Here is a 23,310-nt window from a genome sequence, read left to right on the forward strand (position 1 = left end):
CACCCGCGGCCCGTACGTTCCGGACTCGGAGCGTACGGGCCGCACCCTGTTGTGTCTTTGTTGTGAGAGGAACACTCGTGCCCCAGGCCTCGGCGGCGAAGCAGCGCCCCGGCACCACCCGGACCCTGCTCAAGGGCGTCGACGGCGCCGGCGTCGTGCGCCGCACCGTCCTCCCCGGCGGCCTTCGGGTCGTCACCGAGACCCTGCCGACGGTGCGCTCCGCGACCTTCGGCGTCTGGGTCGGCGTCGGCTCCCGGGACGAGACCCCGGTCCTGAACGGAGCGACCCACTACCTGGAGCACCTGCTCTTCAAGGGCACCGAGCGGCGCAGCGCGCTGGAGATCTCGGCCGCCCTGGACGCGGTCGGCGGCGAGATGAACGCCTTCACCGCCAAGGAGAACACCTGCTACTACGCGCGGGTGCTCGACACCGACCTGCCGCTGGCCATCGACGTGGTCTGCGACATGCTCACCGGCTCGCTGATCCGCACCGAGGACGTTGAGGCCGAGCGCGGCGTCATCCTCGAGGAGATGGCGATGGCCGAGGACGACCCGGGCGACGTGGTGCACGACCTCTTCGCCAAGGTGATCTACGGCTCCGCGCCGCTCGGCCGGCCGATCCTGGGCACCCAGGAGACCGTCAAGGGCCTGAGCCGTGAGCAGATCGCCGGCTTCTTCAAGCGCCGCTACAAGCCCGAGCACCTGGTGGTCGCGGCCGCGGGGAACCTGGACCACAAGAAGGTCGTCAAGCAGGTCGAGGAGGCCTTCGCGGCGGTCCTGGCCAAGTCCGAGGCCCTGCCCGTCGAACCCCGGCGGGGTGTCAAGGCGGTCCGCACGGCCGGCCAGGTCGAGGTGCTCAACCGTCAGACCGAGCAGGCCCACCTGGTCCTCGGCGTCCCGGGCGTGCCGCGGCACGACGAGCGGCGCTGGGCGCTGGGCGTGCTCAACGCGGCGCTCGGTGGCGGGATGAGCTCGCGGCTCTTCCAGGAGGTCCGGGAGAAGCGCGGGCTGGCCTACTCGGTCTACTCGTACTCCTCCTCGTACTCCGACAGCGGCCTGTTCGGCATCTACGCGGGCTGCCAGCCCAAGCGGGTCGAGGAGGTGCTGCGGATCTGCCGCGAGGAGCTCGCCAAGGTCGTCGCGGACGGCATCACCGAGGAGGAGCTGACCCGGGCGATCGGCCAGATCTCCGGTTCCACCGTGCTCGGCATGGAGGACACCGGCTCGCTGATGAACCGGATCGGCAAGGCCGAGCTCAGCTACGGCCACCACCTCTCGGTGGACGAGATGCTGGGGAAGATCGCCGGCGTCACCCTGGAGGACGTCCAGGCGGTCGCCCGTGATGTGCTGGGAGCCCACCGGCCCTCGCTCGCGCTGATCGGCCCGATCGCCGACAAGCGGGCTGCCAAGCTCGTCGACCTGCTGGCCTGAAAGGATCTTCCATGACTCTGCGCGTCGCCGTCATTGGCGCCTCCGGGCGGATCGGCTCCGAGGCGGTCAAGGCCGTCGAGGCCGCCCCCGACCTGGAACTGGTCGCGGCTCTCGGCCGGAACTCCGAGCTGTCGTCGCTGGTCGACTCCGGCGCCCAGGTGGTCGTCGAACTGACCCACCCCGACGCGGTGATGCGGAACCTGGAGTACTGCACCGCGAACGGCATCCACTCGGTGGTCGGCACCACCGGCTGGACGCCCGAGCGGCTGGAGCTGCTGAACGGCTGGCTGGCCGCGGCGCCCGGCGTCGGTGTGCTGATCGCGCCGAACTTCTCCATCGGCGCCGTGCTCACGATGCGCTTCGCCCAGCAGGCGGCCAGGTTCTTCGAGACCGTCGAGGTCGTCGAGCTGCACCACAACCGCAAGGCCGACGCCCCGTCCGGCACCGCGACGCGCACCGCGCAGCTGATCGCCGCCGCCCGTGACGCGGCCGGCCTGGGCCGCCAGGACGACCCGACCACGCACGGCCTGCCCGGCGCGCGCGGCGCGGACGTGGACGGGGTGCCGGTGCACTCGGTGCGGCTGCGCGGGCTGCTGGCCCACCAGGAGGTGCTCTTCGGCGACGCCGGGGAGACCCTGACGATCCGGCACGACTCGCTGCACCACAGCAGCTTCATGCCGGGCATCCTGCTCGGCGTGCGCACGGTCGGTCAGACCCCCGGCCTGACCTTCGGCCTCGAACACTTCCTGGACCTGTGATGACCTCCCGTACCGGGTTCTTCGTGCTGGCCGCTGTGCTGCTGCTGACCTCCCTGGTCTGCGTCGGCGAGGGGATCCAGCTGATCGCCACCGGCAAGCTGCTCGGCATCGGCATCGGGATCTGCGCGTTCGTCATCCCGGCCATCGGGGTGTGGTTCCTGCGCCAGACCGTCCGGTTCGGGCGGACCACGGAGGCGATGTCGCGCGAGCTGGAGGCCGAGGGCGGCCTGCCGGTGGACGAGTTGCGGCGCACCCAGGGCGGCCGGATCGACCGGGACTCGGCCGACGAGGTCTTCGCCCGTCGTCAGGCCGAGGCCGAGGAGCAGCCCGGCGACTGGCGGGTCTGGTTCCGGCTCGCGGTGGCCTACGCCGATGCGGGGGACACCCCGCGGGCCCGCAAGACCATGCACCACGCCATCAAGCTGCGCGCCGACGCGTCCCCGGCCGGGTCCCCGGTCCGGGTCCCCTAGGCTGTCCGCGCAGATGGTTCGAAAGAGGAGTAGCGAGTGACCGACGAAGTGGCACAGGCCCTGCAGCCTGCGACGTTCCGCAGCGATGTGACGGTGGAGCTGGTCCGCAGCGCCGCCGGCGACTCGGACGTGGTCTGGGCGGCCCGGGTCTCGACCGCGGGGGAGCTGTCCCTCGACGCGCTCCAGCAGGACCCGGAGAAGTCCAAGGGTCTGATCAACTTCCTGATGCGCGACCGGCACGGGACGCCCTTCGAGCACAACTCGATGACCTTCTTCATCAGCGCGCCGATCTTCGTCTTCCGCGAGTTCCAGCGCCACCGCGCCGGCTGGTCCTACAACGAGGAGAGCGGGCGCTACCGCGAGCTCGCACCGGTCTTCTACGTCCCCGGCGAGGAGCGCAAGCTCGTCCAGCAGGGCCGTCCGGGCAAGTACGAGTTCCACGCGGGCACACCCGAGCAGCACAAGGTCGTCTCGCAGGCGATGGAGCGTGCCTATCACCAGGCGTACCAGGCCTACCAGGAGATGCTGGCCGAGGGGGTCGCCCGCGAGGTCGCCCGCGCGGTGCTGCCGGTGGGGCTCTTCTCCTCCATGTACGCGACCTGCAACGCGCGTTCGCTGATGCACTTCCTCTCGCTGCGCACCAAGGACGAGCGCGCGACGACGCCGTCCTTCCCGCAGCGCGAGATCGAGATGGTGGCCGAGCAGATGGAGGCCCAGTGGGCCGAGCTCATGCCGCTCACCCATGCGGCCTTCAACGCCCATGGCCGGGTCGCACCCTGACCTGGGCTGATAGGCAGATGGACGTACCGGTCCGGCGGCTCTGGATTGCGGCCCTCAGGGGCGCTCCCTAGGCTCAGGACACGGATTCCGGTGCTGCTTGAACCCCCGAGCAGGTAGCACCGGAATCCTATGGCGCGTCCCGAGCCGGCCCCTGGTGCGGCAGGCCCACTGTCCGAACGGTGGACCGGCCCGACCTCCTCCCCGCCGCCTACGAGTATTTTTGGACCCATGGCTCCGACCAGCACCCCAGAAACCCCTTTCGGCCGGGTCCTGACCGCGATGGTGACCCCGTTCACCGTCGACGGCGGTCTCGACCTCGAAGGCGCGCAGCGCCTCGCCGCCCACCTCGTCGATGCCGGCAACGACGGCCTGGTGCTCAACGGCACCACCGGCGAGTCGCCGACCACCACTGACGCCGAGAAAGCGCAGCTGGTCCGAGCCGTGGTGGAGGCGGTCGGCGACCGCGCCCACGTCGTCGCCGGGGTCGGGACCAACGACACCGCGCACAGCACCGAGCTGGCCCGGCAGGCCGAGGCGGCCGGCGCACACGGCCTCCTGGTCGTCACGCCGTACTACAGCAAGCCCCCGCAGGAGGGCCTCTACCGGCACAGCGTCAGCATCGCGGACGCCACCGAGCTGCCCGTCATGCTGTACGACATCCCGGGGCGCAGCGGGGTGGCGCTCAGCCACGAGACGCTGGTCCGGCTCGGTGAGCACCCGCGGATCGTCGCCAACAAGGACGCCAAGGGCGACCTCGGCGCCGCCGCCTGGGCGATCGCCCGCTCGAACCTCGCCTGGTACTCCGGCGACGACATCCTGAACCTGCCGCTGCTCTCGGTCGGCGCTGCCGGTACCGTCAGCGTGGTCGCCCACGTGGTGGCCGGCGAGCTGCGCGCGATGGTCGAGGCCTTCGTCGCGGGCGACGTCGGCCGGGCGACCGCCATCCACCAGAGCCTCCTCCCGGTCTTCACCGGTATGTTCAGGACCCAGGGCCTTATCCTCACCAAGGCCGCGCTCGCCCTCCAGGGGCTGCCCGCCGGCCCGGTGCGGCTTCCGCTGGTCGACGCCACGGCTGAGGAGATTGCCCAATTGAAGGAGGATCTCGCCGCAGGCGGGGTACACCTGTAGCAGACACAAACGTGCGCGCCCCGGCTCGCCGGACCCCCTGTCCACCAGGGGGCCTGCCGCTGGACCGGACCAAAGGCGCGAGGCACAGCAGACCACCCGCTCGGTGACGAGCGGACCGACCTGGTAGGTACCTAGCGAAGCCGCACGCCATATGTCATCAGGGGAGGCTCCCCGGGCATATGGCGTGCTGCGTGAGGAGAGTCTTTTGAGCCACCCGCATCCCGAACTCGGCGCGCCCCCGGTCCTCGCGCCGAACGCCCTCCGTGTCACCCCGCTCGGCGGTCTCGGTGAGATCGGCCGCAACATGACGGTGCTCGAGTACGCCGGCCGGCTGCTCATCATCGACTGTGGCGTCCTCTTCCCCGAGGACGAGCAGCCCGGCGTCGACCTGATCCTGCCGGACTTCTCCTCGATCCGGGATCGCCTCGACAAGATCGACGGCATCATCCTGACCCACGGTCACGAGGACCACATCGGGGCCGTGCCGTACCTGCTCCGGGAGAACCCGGACATCCCGCTGATCGGCTCCAAGCTGACCCTGGCCCTGATCGAGGCCAAGCTCGCCGAGCACCGGATCCGGCCCTATGTCCTTGAGGTCGTGGAGGGCGAGCGGGAGCAGATCGGCCCGTTCAACTGCGAGTTCATCGCGGTCAACCACTCCATCCCGGACGCGCTCGCGGTCGCCGTGCGCACGCCCGCCGGCATGGTCGTGGCCACCGGTGACTTCAAGATGGACCAGCTGCCGCTGGACGGCCGGCTGACCGACCTGCCGGCCTTCGCCAGGCTGGCGGAGGAGGGCATCGACCTCCTGCTGGTGGACTCCACCAACGCCGAGGTCCCCGGCTTCATCCCGCACGAGCGGGACATCTCCGCCGCGCTGCGCACGGTCTTCGCCGGTGCGCAGAAGCGCATCATCGTGGCCTCGTTCGCCAGCCACGTGCACCGCATCCAGCAGGTGCTGGACGCCGCGCACGAGAACCGGCGCAAGGTCGCCTTCGTGGGCCGCTCGATGGTCCGCAACATGGGCATCGCGCGCGACCTGGGCTACCTCAAGGTGCCGGGCAACCTGATCGTCGACGTGAAGACGCTGGACGACCTGCCGGACAAGGACGTCGTCCTGGTCTGCACCGGCTCGCAGGGCGAGCCGATGGCGGCCCTGTCGCGGATGGCGAACCGGGACCACCAGATCCGGATCGTCGAGGGCGACACCGTGATCATGGCCTCCTCGCTGATCCCCGGCAACGAGACCGCGATCTACCGCGTCATCAACGGCCTGACCCGCTGGGGCGCCAACGTCGTCCACAAGGGCAACGCCAAGGTGCACGTCTCCGGGCACGCCTCGGCGGGCGAGCTGCTGTACTTCTTCAACATCTGCCGGCCGAAGAACCTGATGCCGGTGCACGGCGAGTGGCGCCACCTGCGGGCCTGCGCGGACCTGGGCATCAAGACCGGTGTCCCGAAGAACCGCACGGTGATCGCCGAGGACGGCGTGGTCGTCGACCTGGTCGACGGTGTCGCGAAGATCGTCGGCAAGGTCCAGGCCGGTTACGTGTACGTCGACGGCTCGTCCGTCGGCGACATCACCGAGGCCTCGCTGAAGGACCGTCGGATCCTCGGCGAGGAGGGCTTCATCTCGGTCTTCGTGGTCGTCGACTCGTCCAGCGGGAAGATCGTGAACGGGCCGACCATCCAGGCCCGTGGCTCCGGCATCGACGACAACGCCTTCGGGCCGGTCGTGCAGAAGCTGGAGGAGGCGCTGCGCAAGTCCGCCGACAACGGCGTGCTGGAGCCGCGCCAGGTGCAGCAGCTGGTGCGCCGTACGGTCGGCAAGTGGGTGGCGGACAACTACCGCCGCCGCCCGATGATCCTGCCGGTCGTCGTCGAGGTCTGACGGACCTGGTGAGCGGTGCCGCGTGGGCCCCGGGCTGTTGCCCGGGGCCCACCCGTTTGACTCCGGCCGTTCAGGTGCGTAGTGTTCTCCGAGTTGCCCCGACTGCCTGGAGCGGTGCGGCGACAAACCCCCGAATATCTGACGAGTGGTTCCGCATGCCCTTTTCGAAGGAATATGCGAAACACAAACTCTGCTAGAGTCTGGGACAGCGGAAAGCCGAAAGGCCGAAAGCAAAGCGAGTCGGAAAAGGTACTCAACCGGATCTGATAAGCTGGAAACACGAAAGAGCGAAACACTCGGAGAGCCTGCGAGAGCGGCTTGAAGACAGTGTCCGTTCCTTGAGAACTCAACAGCGTGCCAAAAGTCAACGCCAGATATGTTGACATCCCCGGCCTCGGTCTTTGATCGGGGTTGGAGATTCCTTTTGAAGTAAGACACAGCGAGGACGCAGTGCACGTAGCCACCCTATTCCGGTGGTTGTCGTGCCGCTCAACGCGGGTGTTGAGCCCGATTACGGGCAGACATTCACGGAGAGTTTGATCCTGGCTCAGGACGAACGCTGGCGGCGTGCTTAACACATGCAAGTCGAACGATGAAGCCTTCGGGTGGATTAGTGGCGAACGGGTGAGTAACACGTGGGAAATCTGCCCTGCACTCTGGGACAAGCCTTGGAAACGAGGTCTAATACCGGATATGACCTGTCCTCGCATGGGGGTGGGTGGAAAGCTCCGGCGGTGCAGGATGATCCCGCGGCCTATCAGCTTGTTGGTGGGGTAATGGCCTACCAAGGCGACGACGGGTAGCCGGCCTGAGAGGGCGACCGGCCACACTGGGACTGAGACACGGCCCAGACTCCTACGGGAGGCAGCAGTGGGGAATATTGCACAATGGGCGAAAGCCTGATGCAGCGACGCCGCGTGAGGGATGAAGGCCTTCGGGTCGTAAACCTCTTTCAGCAGGGAAGAAGCGCAAGTGACGGTACCTGCAGAAGAAGCACCGGCTAACTACGTGCCAGCAGCCGCGGTAATACGTAGGGTGCGAGCGTTGTCCGGAATTATTGGGCGTAAAGAGCTCGTAGGCGGCTTGTCACGTCGGATGTGAAAGCCCGGGGCTTAACCCCGGGTCTGCATTCGATACGGGCAGGCTAGAGTGTGGTAGGGGAGATCGGAATTCCTGGTGTAGCGGTGAAATGCGCAGATATCAGGAGGAACACCGGTGGCGAAGGCGGATCTCTGGGCCATTACTGACGCTGAGGAGCGAAAGCGTGGGGAGCGAACAGGATTAGATACCCTGGTAGTCCACGCCGTAAACGGTGGGAACTAGGTGTTGGCGACATTCCACGTCGTCGGTGCCGCAGCTAACGCATTAAGTTCCCCGCCTGGGGAGTACGGCCGCAAGGCTAAAACTCAAAGGAATTGACGGGGGCCCGCACAAGCAGCGGAGCATGTGGCTTAATTCGACGCAACGCGAAGAACCTTACCAAGGCTTGACATATACCGGAAACGGCCAGAGATGGTCGCCCCCTTGTGGTCGGTATACAGGTGGTGCATGGTTGTCGTCAGCTCGTGTCGTGAGATGTTGGGTTAAGTCCCGCAACGAGCGCAACCCTTGTTCTGTGTTGCCAGCATGCCTTTCGGGGTGATGGGGACTCACAGGAGACTGCCGGGGTCAACTCGGAGGAAGGTGGGGACGACGTCAAATCATCATGCCCCTTATGTCTTGGGCTGCACACGTGCTACAATGGTCGGTACAAAGGGCTGCGATGCCGCGAGGCGGAGCGAATCCCAAAAAGCCGGCCTCAGTTCGGATTGGGGTCTGCAACTCGACCCCATGAAGTTGGAGTTGCTAGTAATCGCAGATCAGCATGCTGCGGTGAATACGTTCCCGGGCCTTGTACACACCGCCCGTCACGTCACGAAAGTCGGTAACACCCGAAGCCGGTGGCCTAACCCGTAAGGGGAGGAGCCGTCGAAGGTGGGACCAGCGATTGGGACGAAGTCGTAACAAGGTAGCCGTACCGGAAGGTGCGGCTGGATCACCTCCTTTCTAAGGAGCACATAGCCAGACCTGGGCGAATGTCCCGGGTTGGTTGCTCATGGGTGGAACGTTGACTATTCGGCACACACGGTTGGTTGTTACCAGTACTGCACTTCGGTGCGTGGAACGTTTCAGCGGGTCGGGTGTGTCGGGCACGTTGTTGGGTCCTGAGGGAACGGCCGTATGGCTGGTACCTCTGGAGCCGGTCCCACGGACATTGCCTCATTCTTGGGGTTGTGTAGGTGGGTGTCTGGTCGTTGTTTGAGAACTGCACAGTGGACGCGAGCATCTGTGGCCAAGTTTTTAAGGGCGCACGGTGGATGCCTTGGCACTAGGAACCGATGAAGGACGTGGGAGGCCACGATAGTCCCCGGGGAGCCGTCAACCAGGCTTTGATCCGGGGGTTTCCGAATGGGGAAACCCGGCAGTCGTCATGGGCTGTCACCCATACCTGAACACATAGGGTATGTGGAGGGAACGAGGGGAAGTGAAACATCTCAGTACCCTCAGGAAGAGAAAACAACCGTGATTCCGGGAGTAGTGGCGAGCGAAACCGGATGAGGCTAAACCGTATTGGTGTGATACCCGGCAGGGGTTGCCAATGCGGGGTCGTGGGAAAGTTCTTCAGTCGTCTGCCGGCGGCTGGGTGAGTCAGAAACCGTATGGGTAGTCGAAGGACATGCGAAAGGTCCGGCGTAGAGGGTAAGACCCCCGTAGACGAAATCTGTACGGCTCACTTGAGCTTCTCCCAAGTAGCACGGAGCCCGAGAAATTCCGTGTGAATCTGGCGGGACCACCCGCTAAGCCTAAATATTCCCTAGTGACCGATAGCGGATAGTACCGTGAGGGAATGGTGAAAAGTACCGCGGGAGCGGAGTGAAATAGTACCTGAAACCGTGTGCCTACAAGCCGTGGGAGCGTCGGACACCAGCTTGCTGTGTGTCTCGTGACTGCGTGCCTTTTGAAGAATGAGCCTGCGAGTTTGCGGTGTGTAGCGAGGTTAACCCGTGTGGGGTAGCCGTAGCGAAAGCGAGTCCGAATAGGGCGGTTGAGTTGCATGCCCAAGACCCGAAGCGGAGTGATCTAGCCATGGGCAGGTTGAAGCGGAGGTAAGACTTCGTGGAGGACCGAACCCACCAGGGTTGAAAACCTGGGGGATGACCTGTGGTTAGGGGTGAAAGGCCAATCAAACTCCGTGATAGCTGGTTCTCCCCGAAATGCATTTAGGTGCAGCGTCACGTGTTTCTTGCCGGAGGTAGAGCACTGGATAGGCGATGGGCCTCACCGGGTTACTGACCTTAGCCAAACTCCGAATGCCGGTAAGTGAGAGCGTGGCAGTGAGACTGTGGGGGATAAGCTCCATGGTCGAGAGGGAAACAGCCCAGAACACCGACTAAGGTCCCTAAGCGTGTGCTAAGTGGGAAAGGATGTGGAGTCGCACAGACAACCAGGAGGTTGGCTTAGAAGCAGCCATCCTTGAAAGAGTGCGTAATAGCTCACTGGTCAAGTGATTCCGCGCCGACAATGTAGCGGGGCTCAAGCACACCACCGAAGTCGTGTCATTGCAGCAATACTCCCAACGGGGGCTGTGATGGGTAGGGGAGCGTCGTGTGCCGGGTGAAGCAGCGGAGGAATCCAGTTGTGGACGGTTCACGAGTGAGAATGCAGGCATGAGTAGCGATACAAGAGTGGGAAACTCTTGCGCCGATTGACCAAGGGTTCCTGGGTCAAGCTGATCTGCCCAGGGTAAGTCGGGACCTAAGGCGAGGCCGACAGGCGTAGTCGATGGACAACGGGTTGATATTCCCGTACCCGCTTTGAAGCGCCAACGTCGAACCTCTGAATGCTAAAGCCGCGAAGCCGGCCTGGAGTCTTCGGACGAAGGGACGTGGTGGAGCCGCTGACCCAACAGGGTAGTAGGTGAGCGATGGGGTGACGCAGGAAGGTAGTCCAGCCCGGGCGGTGGTTGTCCCGGGGTAAGGGTGTAGGCCGAGTGATAGGCAAATCCGTCACTCATTGAGGCTGAGACCTGATGCCGAGCCGATTGTGGTGAAGTGGATGATCCTATGCTGTCGAGAAAAGCCTCTAGCGAGTTTCATGGCGGCCCGTACCCCAAACCGACTCAGGTGGTCAGGTAGAGAATACCGAGGCGTTCGGGTGAACTATGGTTAAGGAACTCGGCAAAATGCCCCCGTAACTTCGGGAGAAGGGGGGCCACGCCTGGTGATGGAATTTACTTCCTGAGCTGGGGGTGGCCGCAGAGACCAGCGAGAAGCGACTGTTTACTAAAAACACAGGTCCGTGCGAAGCCGTAAGGCGATGTATACGGACTGACGCCTGCCCGGTGCTGGAACGTTAAGGGGACCGGTTAGTCTAGTTTCGACTAGGCGAAGCTGAGAACTTAAGCGCCAGTAAACGGCGGTGGTAACTATAACCATCCTAAGGTAGCGAAATTCCTTGTCGGGTAAGTTCCGACCTGCACGAATGGCGTAACGACTTCTCGACTGTCTCAACCATAGGCCCGGTGAAATTGCATTACGAGTAAAGATGCTCGTTTCGCGCAGCAGGACGGAAAGACCCCGGGACCTTTACTATAGCTTGATATTGGTGTTCGGTTCGGCTTGTGTAGGATAGGTGGGAGACTTTGAAGCGGCAACGCCAGTTGTCGTGGAGTCGACGTTGAAATACCACTCTGGTCGTGCTGGATGTCTAACCTAGGTCCGTGATCCGGATCAGGGACAGTGTCTGGTGGGTAGTTTAACTGGGGCGGTTGCCTCCTAAAGAGTAACGGAGGCGCCCAAAGGTTCCCTCAGCCTGGTTGGCAATCAGGTGTTGAGTGTAAGTGCACAAGGGAGCTTGACTGTGAGACCGACGGGTCGAGCAGGTGCGAAAGCAGGGACTAGTGATCCGGCGGTGGCTTGTGGAAGCGCCGTCGCTCAACGGATAAAAGGTACCCCGGGGATAACAGGCTGATCTTCCCCAAGAGTCCATATCGACGGGATGGTTTGGCACCTCGATGTCGGCTCGTCGCATCCTGGGGCTGGAGTAGGTCCCAAGGGTTGGGCTGTTCGCCCATTAAAGCGGTACGCGAGCTGGGTTTAGAACGTCGTGAGACAGTTCGGTCCCTATCCGCTGTGCGCGTAGGAATATTGAGAAGGGCTGTCCCTAGTACGAGAGGACCGGGACGGACGAACCTCTGGTGTGCCAGTTGTCCTGCCAAGGGCATGGCTGGTTGGCTACGTTCGGGAGGGATAACCGCTGAAAGCATCTAAGCGGGAAGCCTGCTTCGAGATGAGTATTCCCACCTCCTTGAGAGGGTAAGGCTCCCAGTAGACGACTGGGTTGATAGGCCGGATGTGGAAGCCCAGTAATGGGTGGAGCTGACCGGTACTAATAGGCCGAGGGCTTGTCCTCAGTTGCTCGCGTCCACTGTGTTGTTCTGAAACAACGACCCCACCCCGTGGCCATGGGGTGGTGCGGTTGACAGTTTCATAGTGTTTCGGTGGTCATAGCGTGAGGGAAACGCCCGGTTACATTCCGAACCCGGAAGCTAAGCCTCACAGCGCCGATGGTACTGCAGGGGGGACCCTGTGGGAGAGTAGGACGCCGCCGAACAATCATTCCAGATAACCCCCATCCGAGAAATCGGATGGGGGTTATCTGCGTTTCCGGCTGGGTTTGGAGCAGTGTGAAGCAGCTCAGAGCTGGAGCTTGAAGCCGATGTGCGATCCGGTGAAGCCCAGTCGCTCGTAGAAGCGGTGGGCGTCGACCCGGCTCGCGTCCGAGGTCAGCTGCACCAGGTCGGCTCCCAGGGAGCGGGACTCCTCGACGGCCCAGGTGATGAGCCGGCTGCCCAGGCCGTTGCCGCGCTCGTCGCTGTGGATGCGGACCGCCTCGATGATCGTCCGGGTCGCACCGCGGCGGGAGAGCCCGTGGATGACGCTGAGTTGGAGGGTGCCGACCACCCGGCCGTCCCGGACTGCCACAGTCGGGTGCTGGTGGGGGTCGGCGGCCATGCGTTCGAAGGCCGCGTAGTAGGGCGCCAGATCGTCGGGGGACTCGCGGCCGACACCCAGGGGGTCGGCCGCGAGCAGGGCCACGATCGCCGGGACGTCGTGCGGTGTGGCCGGACGGATCACAAGATCGTTCATGGGCTCAGCTTAGGAGCTGCCGGAAACTCATTCCCCGGGAGCGGCACTGGTGATGATCGAGAAGGCGGCACCGTGCGGGTCGGCGAGTTGGGCGAACCGGCCGACGCCGGGGGCGTCGTAGGCGGGGGCCCGGACGGCGCCGCCGAGTTCGGTGGCCCGGGCGATGGTGGCGTCGACGTCGGCGACCTCGAAGTACGGCAGCCAGTGCGAGCCGGTGCCGGCCGCGGTGCGCTCCGGCAGCAGTACGGCGATGCCGCCCTGGCTGGCGTCCGTACCGCCGCCGACCGGGGTGACCACGGTGTAGGTGAAGTCGCCGAACGGCACGTCCTGTTCCTGCCAGCCGAAGACCGTGCGGTAGAACGGCTTGGCGGCGGCCGGGTCGCTGGTGTGCAGTTCCGTCCAGCAGAGCGTGCCGACCTCGGTGACGGCGTCCAGGCCCGCCGTCTCGCCGGGCTGCCAGACGGCGAACTCGGCGCCGGTCGGGTCGGTGTAGCCGGCCATCCGGCCGTTGGCGAAGACGTCGAACGGCCCGAACCGGACCGTCCCGCCGGCCTGTTCGACGAGTTTGTTGGTCTGGTCGGCGTCAGCGGTGTGGAAGTACAGCGTCCAGGCGCTCCGCGCGCCCTCCTCGCTCAGCGGGCCGATCGCGGCGACCGTCCGGCCGTTGTGCTGGAGGAAGCCGTAGCCGCCGGAGTTGGGGCCGGCAGAGGCGAACGTCCAGCCGAAGAGGCCGCCGTAGAAGGCCTGGGAGGCCGCGCTGTCGGGGCTGCCGAGGTCGAGCCAGTTCGGGGTGCCGGGAATGTACGTGGTCGTCAGCATGGTCGTTCCGCTCCTTTGCGGGCCCGGCTGCCGCACCGGCGGCCACGGGCAGGACGAAGTGTTCCCTCTGCCACTTCAGCCTGGCACCAGGCGCTGACAAGTGCGCTTCGACGGGCTCGGCCCGGGTTGTCGCCGCGGGACGGTACGGTGCGTAGCGGAAGCTCACGAGTACCGCAAGGGGGTCCGGATGGGTGCGCAGCCGGTGCAGGAGGCGGCTCCGCGGCAGCTCGCCCAGGTGGAGGGCGTACTGGAGCGGATCACCTACGCCAACGAGGAGACCGGCTACACGGTGGCCCGGGTCGACACCGGCCGTGGCGCCAACGACCTGCTGACGGTGGTCGGCGCCCTGCTGGGGGCCCAGCCCGGCGAGTCGCTGCGACTGCACGGGCGGTGGGCCTCGCACCAGCAGTACGGCAAGCAGTTCGTCGTGGAGAACTACACCACCGTGCTGCCGGCCACGATCCAGGGCATCCAGCGCTACCTGGGCTCGGGCCTGATCAAGGGGATCGGCCCGCGCTTCGCGGAGCGGATCGTGGAGAAGTTCGGCGCCGACACCCTGGACGTGATCGAGCAGGACCCGAAGCGGTTGATCGAGGTGCCGGGGCTGGGGCCCAAGCGGACCAAGATGATCGCGGCGGCCTGGGAGGAGCAGAAGGCGATCAAGGAGGTGATGGTCTTCCTCCAGGGGGTCGGCGTCTCCACCTCGCTCGCGGTGCGGATCTACAAGAAGTACGGCGACAGTTCGATCGGCGTGGTGAAGAACGAGCCGTACCGGCTGGCGTCCGACGTCTGGGGCATCGGCTTCCTCACCGCGGACCGGATCGCGCAGGCCGTCGGGATCCCGCACGACAGCCCGGAGCGGGTCAAGGCGGGCCTGCAGTACGCGCTGTCGCAGTCCAGCGACCAGGGGCACTGCTACCTCCCGGAGGAGCGGCTGATCGCCGACGGGGTGAAGCTGCTCCAGGTGGACGTCGGTCTGGTGATCGACTGCCTGGCCGCCCTGGTGGCGGAGGAGGGCGTGGTCCGCGAGAGCCTGCCCGGCGAGGGCGGGGAGCGGATCACCGCGGTCTACCTGGTGCCGTTCCACCGGGCCGAGATCTCGCTCTCCAACCAGGTGTTGCGCTTGCTGCGCGCGGACACCGACCGGATGCCCGGCTTCGCCGACGTGGACTGGCCCAAGGCGCTCGGCTGGCTGGCCCGGCAGACCGGGGCCGAGCTGGCGCCGGAGCAGCAGGAGTCGGTGCGCCTCGCGCTGACCCAGAAGGTCGCGGTGCTGACCGGCGGGCCGGGCTGCGGCAAGTCGTTCACCGTGAAGTCCATCGTGACGCTGGCGCTGGCCAAGCGGGCCAAGGTGCTGCTGGCCGCGCCGACCGGGCGGGCCGCCAAGCGACTGGCGGAGCTGACGGGCTGTGAGGCCTCCACCGTGCACCGGCTGTTGGAGCTGCGGCCGGGCGGCGACGCGGCCTACGACCGGGACCGTCCGCTGGACGCCGACCTGGTGGTGGTCGACGAGGCCTCGATGCTCGACCTGATCCTCGCCAACAAGCTGGTCAAGGCGGTGGCGCCGGGCGCGCACCTGCTCTTCGTGGGGGACGTGGACCAGCTGCCCTCGGTCGGTGCCGGGGAGGTGCTGCGCGACCTGCTGGCGGACGGCGGCCCGATCCCGTCCGTGCGGCTGACCCGGATCTTCCGGCAGGCGCAGCAGTCCGGCGTGGTGACCAACGCGCACCGGATCAACGAGGGCCTGCCGCCGATCACCGAGGGCCTGCCGGACTTCTTCCTGTTCGTCGAGGACGACACCGAGCGGGCGGCCGGCCTGGTGGTGGACGTGGTGGCGCGCCGGATCCCGCAGAAGTTCCGGCTCGACCCGCGCCGCGACGTCCAGGTGCTGGCCCCGATGCACCGCGGTCCGGCCGGCGCGGGCAATCTCAACACGCTGTTGCAGGCCGCGGTGACCCCCGGCCGGGAGGGGCTGCCCGAGCGGCGGTTCGGCGGGCGCACCTTCCGGGTCGGCGACAAGGTCACCCAGATCCGCAACAACTACGAGAAGGGGCAGAACGGCGTCTTCAACGGCACCGTCGGCGTGGTCACCGCGCTGAGCGTCGAGGAGCAGAAGCTCACCGTGCTCACCGACGAGGACGAGGAGGTGCCCTACGACTTCGACGAGCTGGACGAGCTCGCCCACGCGTACGCCGTCACCATCCACCGTTCGCAGGGCAGTGAGTACCCGGCGGTGGTGATTCCCGTCACTACGTCGGCCTGGACCATGCTCCAGCGCAACCTGCTCTACACCGCCGTCACCCGGGCCAAGAAGCTCGTCGTCCTGGTCGGGTCCCGCAAAGCCCTTGGCCAGGCGGTCCGTACGGTCAGTGCCGGCCGGCGGCACTCCGCGCTGGACCATCGGCTGGCCACCGGCTGAGCCCCGCGGGGGCCCCGGAGTCTCGGCGCGGGCTCCGGGCTCCGGCGAGGGTATCTTGACGTGAAGAAATTGATGGACCAGCCTAGTCTTGACGCGATCTTGTCCGGTTCGTAGCGGCTGTGGCGTCAGCTTTTGTAGAACAAGGCTCTTTCGGGCCACCCCGGGTGCGCGACCGTCCTCCGGATGGGGGAGGGTGGAAGCAGTCAGGGCACCTTGGAAGAGGATTCATTTCGTTGGTGAGGATGAGCGTGAGCGAGAACAGTCAGGACGCAGTAGTACTGCGGTACCAGGGCGGCGAGTACGAGTACCCCGTCGTCGAGAGCACTGCGGGCAACGCCGGTTTCGACATCTCGAAGCTGCTGCCGCAGACCGGCCTGGTCACCCTGGACAACGGCTTCGGCAACACCGCCGCCTACAAGTCCGCGATCACCTTCGTGGACGGCGACAACGGCATCCTGCGCTACCGCGGCTACCCGATCGAGCAGCTGGCCAACCAGGGCAGCTTCATCGAGACCGCCTATCTCCTGATCAACGGTGAGCTGCCGTCCGCCGACCAGCTGGCGGTCTTCAGCAACGAGATCACCCAGCACACCCTGCTGCACGAGGACGTCAAGCGCTTCTACCAGGGCTTCCCGCGGGACGCCCACCCGATGGCGATGCTCTCCTCGGTGGTCGGCGCGCTGTCGACCTTCTACCAGGACAGCCACAACCCGTTCGACGCCGGCCAGCGCCACCTGTCGACCGTCCGGCTGCTCGCCAAGCTGCCGACCATCGCGGCCTACGCGTACAAGAAGTCGGTCGGCCAGCCGTTCGTCTACCCGCGCAACGACCTCAGCTACGTCGAGAACTTCCTGCGGATGACCTTCGCGGTCCCCGCGCAGGACTACGAGCTCAACCCGGTGGTCGTCGACGCGCTGGACAAGCTGTTCATCCTGCACGCGGACCACGAGCAGAACTGCTCGACCTCCACCGTGCGCCTGGTCGGCTCCAGCCACGCGAACCAGTTCGCCTCGATCTCGGCCGGTATCTCCGCGCTCTGGGGCCCGCTGCACGGCGGCGCCAACCAGGCGGTGCTGGAGATGCTGGAGCAGATCCAGCAGGACGGCGGCGACGTCGACGCCTTCATCCGCAAGGTGAAGAACCGCGAGGACGGCGTGAAGCTCATGGGCTTCGGTCACCGCGTGTACAAGAGCTTCGACCCGCGTGCCCAGCTGGTCAAGGGCCTGGCGCACGACGTGCTCGCGCAGCTCGGCCAGTCCGACGAGCTGCTGGAGATCGCGCTCAAGCTCGAGGCGCACGCGCTCAACGACGACTTCTTCATCTCGCGCAAGCTGTACCCGAACGTGGACTTCTACACGGGTCTGATCTACCGCGCCATGGGCTTCCCGACCAGCATGTTCACCGTGCTGTTCGCGATCGGCCGGCTGCCGGGCTGGATCGCCCACTGGCACGAGATGATCAACGACCCGGGCAGCCGGATCGGCCGTCCGCGCCAGATCTACACCGGCACCGCGATTCGCGACTACGTCGCCCTGGGCGAGCGCTGACCGCTCCCGTCCCGAACCGAAGGGCCCCGCTGCGACCGCAGCGGGGCCCTTCGGCGTACCGGCCGTAGCCGGCGCCGTGTTGCGGCGCACGACGCCCAGGGAGTCGGTGCTGCCGGGGAAGGCCGCTCAAAGCATCCCCGACCACACCGGTCCCCGGCGCCGTGCGCGAGGCCGTCCGTGGGGACGGCCGTCCCGGGGCCCGCCGGAGCCCCGTCGGCGGCGTTCACTGCGAGCGTGCGGGCCCCGGAGGGGGGTGGGCCGCACTGTTGCCGTTCCGCAGTTCTCTGCCGCACTTCACAAGGTAAGACGTATTGGGGTCGGCAAAGTTACGTTTGGACAGTGTGAGTTGGCTCTCGCTACGTTCCGTATACGGATGGGTAGCCCGTCCATACCACATCCCCCGACCGGATCCACGTCACCCTCCCCGTAACTCTCGCAACCCAGCGTGATAGGAATCGTGTCATTCCGGTACGGACAGGGCGGGAGATGTGCAGATGGCCAGAAACGTTGTCGTCACCGGCGGTGGCACCGGCATCGGCTTCGAGATCGCCCGGCGGTTCGCCGAGGCGGGCGACCGGGTGGTGATCGTCGGCCGCCGCCGCGCGGTCCTGGACACCGCCGCCGCGAGCCTGGGCGGGTCCGTCACGCCACTGGTCTGCGACCTGGCCGACCCGGACGCCGTGGAGGCCGCGCTGGGGACGCTGCCGAGCCGGATCGACGTCCTGGTGAACAACGCGGGCAGCCGCGAGACCGGCTTCGTCGCCGGGCCGCACGCGTTGCTGGCCCGCTGGCGCGGCGACTTCGAGCGGAACGTGCTGACCGCCGTCCTGATCACCGAGTCGGTCCGGGACCGGCTCACCCAGGGCACCGGCCGGGTGGTCACGATCAGCTCGATCGCGGCGCTGCGCGGCGCGGGCTCGTACGGGGCCGCCAAGGCCTCGCTGCACGCCTGGAACAACTTCCTGGCCGCCCAGGTCGGCCCGTCCGGGATCACCGCCAACATCGTGGCCCCGGGCACCGTGGCGGGCACCGAGTTCTTCGGACCCCGGCTGGACGAGGCGGAGGTCTCCCGGCGGGCCGCCCGCACCCTGCTCGGCCGGATCGGCGAGACCGGCGAGGTCGCCGCGGCGGTCTTCTTCCTCGCCTCGGCGGAGGCCGGCTTCATCACCGGCGAGATCCTGCACTGCAACGGCGGCGAACTGCTGGGGCGTTAGGGCCTGTACGGGCCTTGGTCCAGCGGTCCGCCGCCGTCGGGGTCAGGCGGCGAAGCGGCGCAGGCGCAGGCTGTTGCTGACCACGAAGACCGAGGAGAAGGCCATCGCGGCCCCGGCCACCACCGGGTTGAGCAGGCCGGCGGCGGCCAGCGGGATGGCCGCCACGTTGTAGGCGAAGGCCCAGAACAGGTTGCCCTTGATGGTGGACAGGGTCCGGCGGGAGAGCCGGATGGCCTGGGCCGCCGACCGCAGGTCGCCGCGGACCAGGGTCAGGTCGCCGGCCTCGATGGCGGCGTCCGAGCCGGTGCCCATGGCCAGGCCCAGATCCGCCTGGGCGAGCGCGGCGGCGTCGTTCACGCCGTCCCCGACCATCGCCACCGAGCGGCCCTCGGCCTGGAGGCGCCGCACGGTGGCCACCTTGTCCTCGGGCAGCACCTCGGCGATCACGTCGGCCGCCTCGATGCCGACCTCGGCGGCGACCGCCTCGGCCACCGCGCGGTTGTCGCCGGTCAGCAGGACCGGACGCAGGCCCAGCGCCCGCAGCTCGCGGACCGCCTCGGCACTGGTGGGCCGGACGGTGTCGGCCACCACCAGGACCGCGCGGGCGGCGCCGTCCCAGCCGACCGCGATCGCGGTGCGGCCGGCCGCCTCGGCGGCGGCCTTGGCCTCGGCGAGCGCCGGGGGCAGCGGCTGCGACCGCTCGGCCAGCAGCTCGGCACGCCCGGCGATCACCGCGTGACCGTCCACCACGCCCCGCACACCGCGGCCGGGCAGGTTCTCGAAGTCCTCGACCGGCGGCAGGGCGCCGGCCTGCTCGGTGGCCGCCGCGGCCGCTATGGCCGCCGCGATCGGGTGCTCGGAGGCATGTTCCAGCGCGCCGGCCAGCCGCAACGCCTCGGCCCGCGACACGCCCTCGGCGGTGTGCACGGCGGCCAGCGACATCCGGCCGGTGGTGACGGTGCCGGTCTTGTCCAGCACCACGGTGTCCACCCGCCGGGTGGTCTCCAGTACCTCGGGTCCCTTGATCAGGATGCCCAGCTGCGCGCCACGACCGGTCCCGACCATCAGCGCGGTCGGTGTCGCCAGGCCGAGCGCGCACGGGCAGGCGATGATCAGCACGGCGACGGCGGCGGTGAAGGCCTCGGTGGGGCTGCTGGTGACCAGCAGCCAGCCGACCAGGGTGCCCAGCGCTATCAGGATCACCACCGGGACGAAGACCGTGGAGATCCGGTCCGCGAGCCGCTGCGCGGCGGCCTTGCCGTTCTGCGCCTCCTCGACCAGCTTGGCCATCCGGGCCAGCTGGGTGTCCGCGCCGACCCGGCGGGCCTCGACGACCAGCCGGCCGCCGGCGTTCACGGTGGCGCCGGTGACGTGGTCGCCCACTGTCACCTCGACCGGGACGGACTCACCGGTCAGCATCGAGGCGTCCACGGCGGAGGTGCCCTCGACGACCACGCCGTCGGTGGCGATCTTCTCACCGGGGCGCACCACGAAGCGGCTGCCGAGGGTCAGCCGCCCGATCGGGATCCGCACCTCCACTTCGTCCTGGAGCACCGCCACATCCTTGGCGCCCAGGTCGAGCAGCGCGTGCAGGGCGGCGCCGGCCCGCCGCTTGGAACGGGCCTCCAGCCAGCGGCCGAGCAGGATCAGCGTGGTGACGGCGGCAGCGGTTTCCAGGTACAGGGCGGAGGAGGTGTCCTGGCCGCCCACCGCGAGGGTGAACTCGTGCCGCATCCCGGGCATCCCGGCGGTGCCGAGGAACAGCGCCCAGACCGACCAGCCGAAGGCGGCCAGGGTGCCCAGCGAGACCAGGGTGTCCATGGTGGCCGCGCCGTGCTTGAGGTTGGTCCAGGCGGCCCGGTGGAACGGCCAGCCGGCGTAGGCGACGACCGGGCCGGTCAGCGCGAAGGCCAGCCACTGCCAGTCGTTGAACTGCAGCGCGGGCACCATCGAGAGCAGCACCACCGGGACGGTGAGCGCGGCGCTCAGCCGGAGCCGGTCGCGCAGCGGGTCGGGCGCCGACGACGACTGCGGGTTCTGGTGCGCGTCGCTCGCGCCGGCGTCGGCGGGCTCGGCCGGTGCGGGCGGCGGCGGGGGCAGTTCCGCGGTGTAGCCGGTGCGTTCGACCGTGGCGATCAGGTCGGACACGTTCACCGCCGGACCGAAGTCGACCCGGGCCTTCTCGGTCGCGTAGTTGACGGTCGCCTCGACGCCGTCCATCCGGTTGAGTTTCTTCTCGATCCGCGCCGCACAGGAGGCGCAGGTCATCCCGCCGATCGAGAGCTCGATCCGGTCCCGCACGATCGGGCCGTCTATGCCCGGGGAAAGTGTGCTCATCAGTTCCACTCCTTGGGGGAGAGCGTACGGGGGCGGCTGCGGCGCCGCCCCCGTACCGGGCTCAGGCTGACCGGCCCACCAGTTCGTAGCCCGCCTCGTCGATCGCGGCGCGCAGTGCGCTCTCGTCCAACGGTGACTGGGAGGAGACCGTCACGGTGCCGGCCTTGGCGTCGGCGGCGACCTGGGTGACGCCGGCGATCGTGGCGATCTCGCTGCTCACCGACTTCTCGCAGTGGCCGCAGCTCATGCCGGTGACGGTGTAGGTGGTGATGTTGGACATCGGGGCCTCCGAGGGGTCGAGGGGTGCGGCGCGCACCTGCATGGTCAAGAACACGATACCCCCCAGGGGTATTCCGAAGGTGGGGGGTGTGGAGGTGGATCGGGTGATGGCACCGTCCGCTAGCAGACAGTAGCCGGACGGGTACCGTCAGTCCGACGCGCCGCTCCCGGGTGGCGACAACGGGTGGCGCGGCGCCGAATGGAGGGCAGGCCCGATGGATTGTCCGTAATGTTCCCCTCGTGTCCCGTCTCCGCCGCGTTGTCACCGCGCTCGCGCCCGAGGCGTCCGGGCTGCCTCGCACACGGCGCCGACGGGCGCTGCTCGCCGTCGACCTGCGGGACGTCCCGCTGCGTCGCAGGATGGCGCCGGCGGTCCTGACCATCCTGATCGTCACGGTGGTGGACCTGGCGATCGGTCAGCAGCGCTATCTGGCACCGCTGATGATCGTCGTGCCGTCGATCGCCGCGCTCACGCTGTCGGCGGCCGAGGTGCTGATGGTCTGCACGGTGGGACTGGGCGCCCTGATCGGGCTCAACCACTACGACCACGTCACCGATCCGCAGGACCGGCGGTTCCTGTTCGGCTCGATGATCACCTACGTCTCGCTGACCCTGTTCAGCGCGTACGTGGCGCGGGTCCGGATGCGGCGCGCGGCGGCCTTCGCCGCGGTCAGCTCGGTGGCCGAGGCGGCCCAACGGGCGCTGCTGCGCCAGCCGGGACCCGAGGTGGGGCAGGTGCGGCTCTCGGCCCGCTACGCCTCGGCGGCCGACGAGGCGCGGATCGGCGGCGACCTCTACGCGGCGCTGGACACCGAGTCGGGAACCAGGGTGCTGATCGGGGACGTCCGGGGCAAGGGCCTGGAGGCGGTCCAGACGGCGGCGGTGGTGCTCGGCGCGTTCCGCGAGGCGGCCTACGACGAGGCCGGGCTGCGCGGGGTGGCGGCGCGGATCGAGGCCAGCGTGGAGCGTCATGTGCCGGACGGCGAGTTCACCACCGCGCTGTTCGTCGAGTTCCGCAGCTCCGGGGTGGTCGAGCTGCTGCAGTACGGGCACGTGCCGCCGCTGCGGGTGCGCGAGGACGGTCTGACCACGGTCCTGGAGGCGCCCGACCCGTGGGTGCCGCTCGGCCTCGGGCGCCTCGCGCCAGGACAGCCGCAGAGCTGGGACCAGCCGTTCGAGGTGGGCGACGTGATGGTGCTCTGCACCGACGGGGTGGTCGAGGCCCGGCACCGGGTGGGTGGCGCGTTCTATCCGCTGGAGGAACGGGTCGGCGCGCTGGTGGCCGGCTGCGGCGGCTCGGGCGCCGACCTGGACGCGGCGCTGGCGCGGCTCTACGCGGACCTGTTGCAGCACACGGGTGGCGAGCTGCGGGACGACGCGCTGCTGTTGCTGCTCAGCCGCACGCAGTGAATCCGCCGGGCTCTCAGGCGCCGGCGGTCCGGGCCAACGCGCGGAAGAGCAGCGCGGTGGAGGTGGCGCCCGGGTCCTGGTGGCCGATGCTGCGCGGGCCCAGGTAGGAGGCGCGGCCCTTGCGGGCCTCCAGCGGGACGGTGTCGCGGGCGCCCCGCTCGGCGGCCTCGGCGGCCAGCGCGGCCGCCTCGCGCAGACTGAAGCCGTCGAAGGCGGCCCGCTCCAGCGCGGCCACCGCCGGTTCGAAGGCGTCGACCATGGTCTTGTCGCCGGGGACCGCGCCGCCGAGCCGCTGGATGGTGGACAGGCCCGCGCGCAGGGCGGCGGCCAGGTCGGTGATGTCGGCCTTCGGCGTGGGCAGCGCGGCACCGGTGGTGCGCAGGGCGCTGCCGTAGAGCGGGCCGCAGGCGCCGCCGACGGTGGAGATCAGGGTCGTGCCGGCCTTGCCGAGCACCGCGCCCACCGGGGTGTCCGGCGGCAGCGCGTCCACGGCGGCCAGGACGGCGGTGAAGCCGCGCCGCAGGTTGCTGCCGTGGTCGCCGTCGCCGATCGCGGAGTCCAGCGCGGTCAGTTCCGGCTCGTGCTGCTCGACGGCCGCGGCGGTGGCGTGCAGCCAGCCGAGTGCGAGTGCGGTGTCCAC

Annotated in this window: 15 protein-coding genes and 3 rRNA genes; 13 read left to right on the forward strand and 5 right to left on the reverse strand. The window is 67.8% G+C overall.

The features are described 5' to 3' along the window. Positions 1-77 precede the first annotated feature (77 nt). The 9 genes from BS80_RS05700 to rrf all read left to right on the forward strand — a co-directional run bounded on the left by BS80_RS05700 (position 78) and on the right by rrf (position 12,109). The gene (locus tag BS80_RS05700) at positions 78-1,430 is read left to right on the forward strand and encodes a M16 family metallopeptidase (protein WP_232246374.1); all 1,353 of its coding nucleotides are present in this window, start codon (positions 78-80) and stop codon (positions 1,428-1,430) included. 11 nt (positions 1,431-1,441) lie between these two features. Next, entirely contained in the window at positions 1,442-2,188 is a 747-nt protein-coding gene (gene dapB / locus BS80_RS05705) for a 4-hydroxy-tetrahydrodipicolinate reductase (RefSeq protein ID WP_035794067.1), read from the forward strand. Continuing rightward, on the forward strand, positions 2,188-2,658 hold the full coding sequence (locus BS80_RS05710) for a tetratricopeptide repeat protein (protein ID WP_035794068.1): 471 nt from the start codon (positions 2,188-2,190) through the stop codon (positions 2,656-2,658). Before dapB ends, BS80_RS05710 begins: the two co-directional genes overlap by 1 nt. A gap of 36 nt (positions 2,659-2,694) precedes the next feature. Beyond that, entirely contained in the window at positions 2,695-3,438 is a 744-nt protein-coding gene (gene thyX, locus BS80_RS05715) for an FAD-dependent thymidylate synthase (protein ID WP_051966133.1), read from the forward strand. A 228-nt stretch (positions 3,439-3,666) separates the two neighbouring features. Next, positions 3,667-4,566, forward strand: a complete 900-nt coding sequence (dapA, locus tag BS80_RS05720; protein WP_035794069.1) for a 4-hydroxy-tetrahydrodipicolinate synthase — start codon at positions 3,667-3,669, stop codon at positions 4,564-4,566. Between the two features lie 205 nt (positions 4,567-4,771). Then, positions 4,772-6,457, forward strand: a complete 1,686-nt coding sequence (locus tag BS80_RS05725) for a ribonuclease J (protein ID WP_035794070.1) — start codon at positions 4,772-4,774, stop codon at positions 6,455-6,457. A 524-nt stretch (positions 6,458-6,981) separates the two neighbouring features. Beyond that, positions 6,982-8,503: ribosomal RNA gene (locus BS80_RS05730) — 16S ribosomal RNA — on the forward strand. Between the two features lie 284 nt (positions 8,504-8,787). Beyond that, positions 8,788-11,908: ribosomal RNA gene (locus tag BS80_RS05735) — 23S ribosomal RNA — on the forward strand. A gap of 84 nt (positions 11,909-11,992) precedes the next feature. Continuing rightward, positions 11,993-12,109 (forward strand): 5S ribosomal RNA (gene rrf, locus BS80_RS05740). The 16S, 23S and 5S rRNA genes sit together here, the layout of an rRNA operon. An 83-nt stretch (positions 12,110-12,192) precedes the next feature. Here rrf and BS80_RS05745 read toward each other — a convergent pair. Together BS80_RS05745 and BS80_RS05750 are read right to left on the reverse strand one after the other, a co-directional pair. Next, the gene (locus tag BS80_RS05745) at positions 12,193-12,645 is read right to left on the reverse strand and encodes a GNAT family N-acetyltransferase (protein ID WP_035794071.1); all 453 of its coding nucleotides are present in this window, start codon (positions 12,643-12,645) and stop codon (positions 12,193-12,195) included. A 27-nt stretch (positions 12,646-12,672) separates the two neighbouring features. Next, complete coding sequence (locus BS80_RS05750; protein ID WP_035794072.1) at positions 12,673-13,464, reverse strand: VOC family protein; 792 nt, start codon at positions 13,462-13,464, stop codon at positions 12,673-12,675. 187 nt (positions 13,465-13,651) lie between these two features. Here BS80_RS05750 and recD2 point away from each other — a divergent pair, with 187 nt between their 5' ends. The 3 genes from recD2 to BS80_RS05765 all read left to right on the forward strand — a co-directional run bounded on the left by recD2 (position 13,652) and on the right by BS80_RS05765 (position 18,644). Next, positions 13,652-15,883, forward strand: a complete 2,232-nt coding sequence (gene recD2 / locus BS80_RS05755) for an SF1B family DNA helicase RecD2 (RefSeq protein WP_051966134.1) — start codon at positions 13,652-13,654, stop codon at positions 15,881-15,883. 242 nt (positions 15,884-16,125) lie between these two features. Beyond that, positions 16,126-17,430, forward strand: coding sequence for a citrate synthase (locus BS80_RS05760; RefSeq protein WP_035794073.1), 1,305 nt, complete (start codon positions 16,126-16,128; stop codon positions 17,428-17,430). Between the two features lie 494 nt (positions 17,431-17,924). Further along, the gene (locus tag BS80_RS05765) at positions 17,925-18,644 is read left to right on the forward strand and encodes an SDR family NAD(P)-dependent oxidoreductase (RefSeq protein ID WP_051966136.1); all 720 of its coding nucleotides are present in this window, start codon (positions 17,925-17,927) and stop codon (positions 18,642-18,644) included. Positions 18,645-18,686: 42 nt separating this feature from the next. On the opposite strand, the gene BS80_RS05770 is transcribed toward BS80_RS05765, so the two are convergent. Together BS80_RS05770 and BS80_RS05775 are read right to left on the reverse strand one after the other, a co-directional pair. After that, entirely contained in the window at positions 18,687-20,981 is a 2,295-nt protein-coding gene (locus tag BS80_RS05770) for a heavy metal translocating P-type ATPase (RefSeq protein WP_035794075.1), read from the reverse strand. A gap of 61 nt (positions 20,982-21,042) precedes the next feature. After that, entirely contained in the window at positions 21,043-21,303 is a 261-nt protein-coding gene (locus BS80_RS05775) for a heavy-metal-associated domain-containing protein (RefSeq protein ID WP_232246393.1), read from the reverse strand. Positions 21,304-21,500: 197 nt separating this feature from the next. On the opposite strand from BS80_RS05775, the gene BS80_RS05780 reads away from it, so the two are divergent. Then, entirely contained in the window at positions 21,501-22,670 is a 1,170-nt protein-coding gene (locus BS80_RS05780; RefSeq protein WP_051966138.1) for a PP2C family protein-serine/threonine phosphatase, read from the forward strand. 13 nt (positions 22,671-22,683) lie between these two features. Here the strand turns inward: BS80_RS05780 and dhaL are convergent, their stop codons facing one another. After that, positions 22,684-23,310, reverse strand: a complete 627-nt coding sequence (gene dhaL, locus BS80_RS05785; RefSeq protein WP_035794076.1) for a dihydroxyacetone kinase subunit DhaL — start codon at positions 23,308-23,310, stop codon at positions 22,684-22,686.

Source organism: Kitasatospora mediocidica KCTC 9733, assembly GCF_000744225.1.
GTDB lineage: Bacteria > Actinomycetota > Actinomycetes > Streptomycetales > Streptomycetaceae > Kitasatospora > Kitasatospora mediocidica.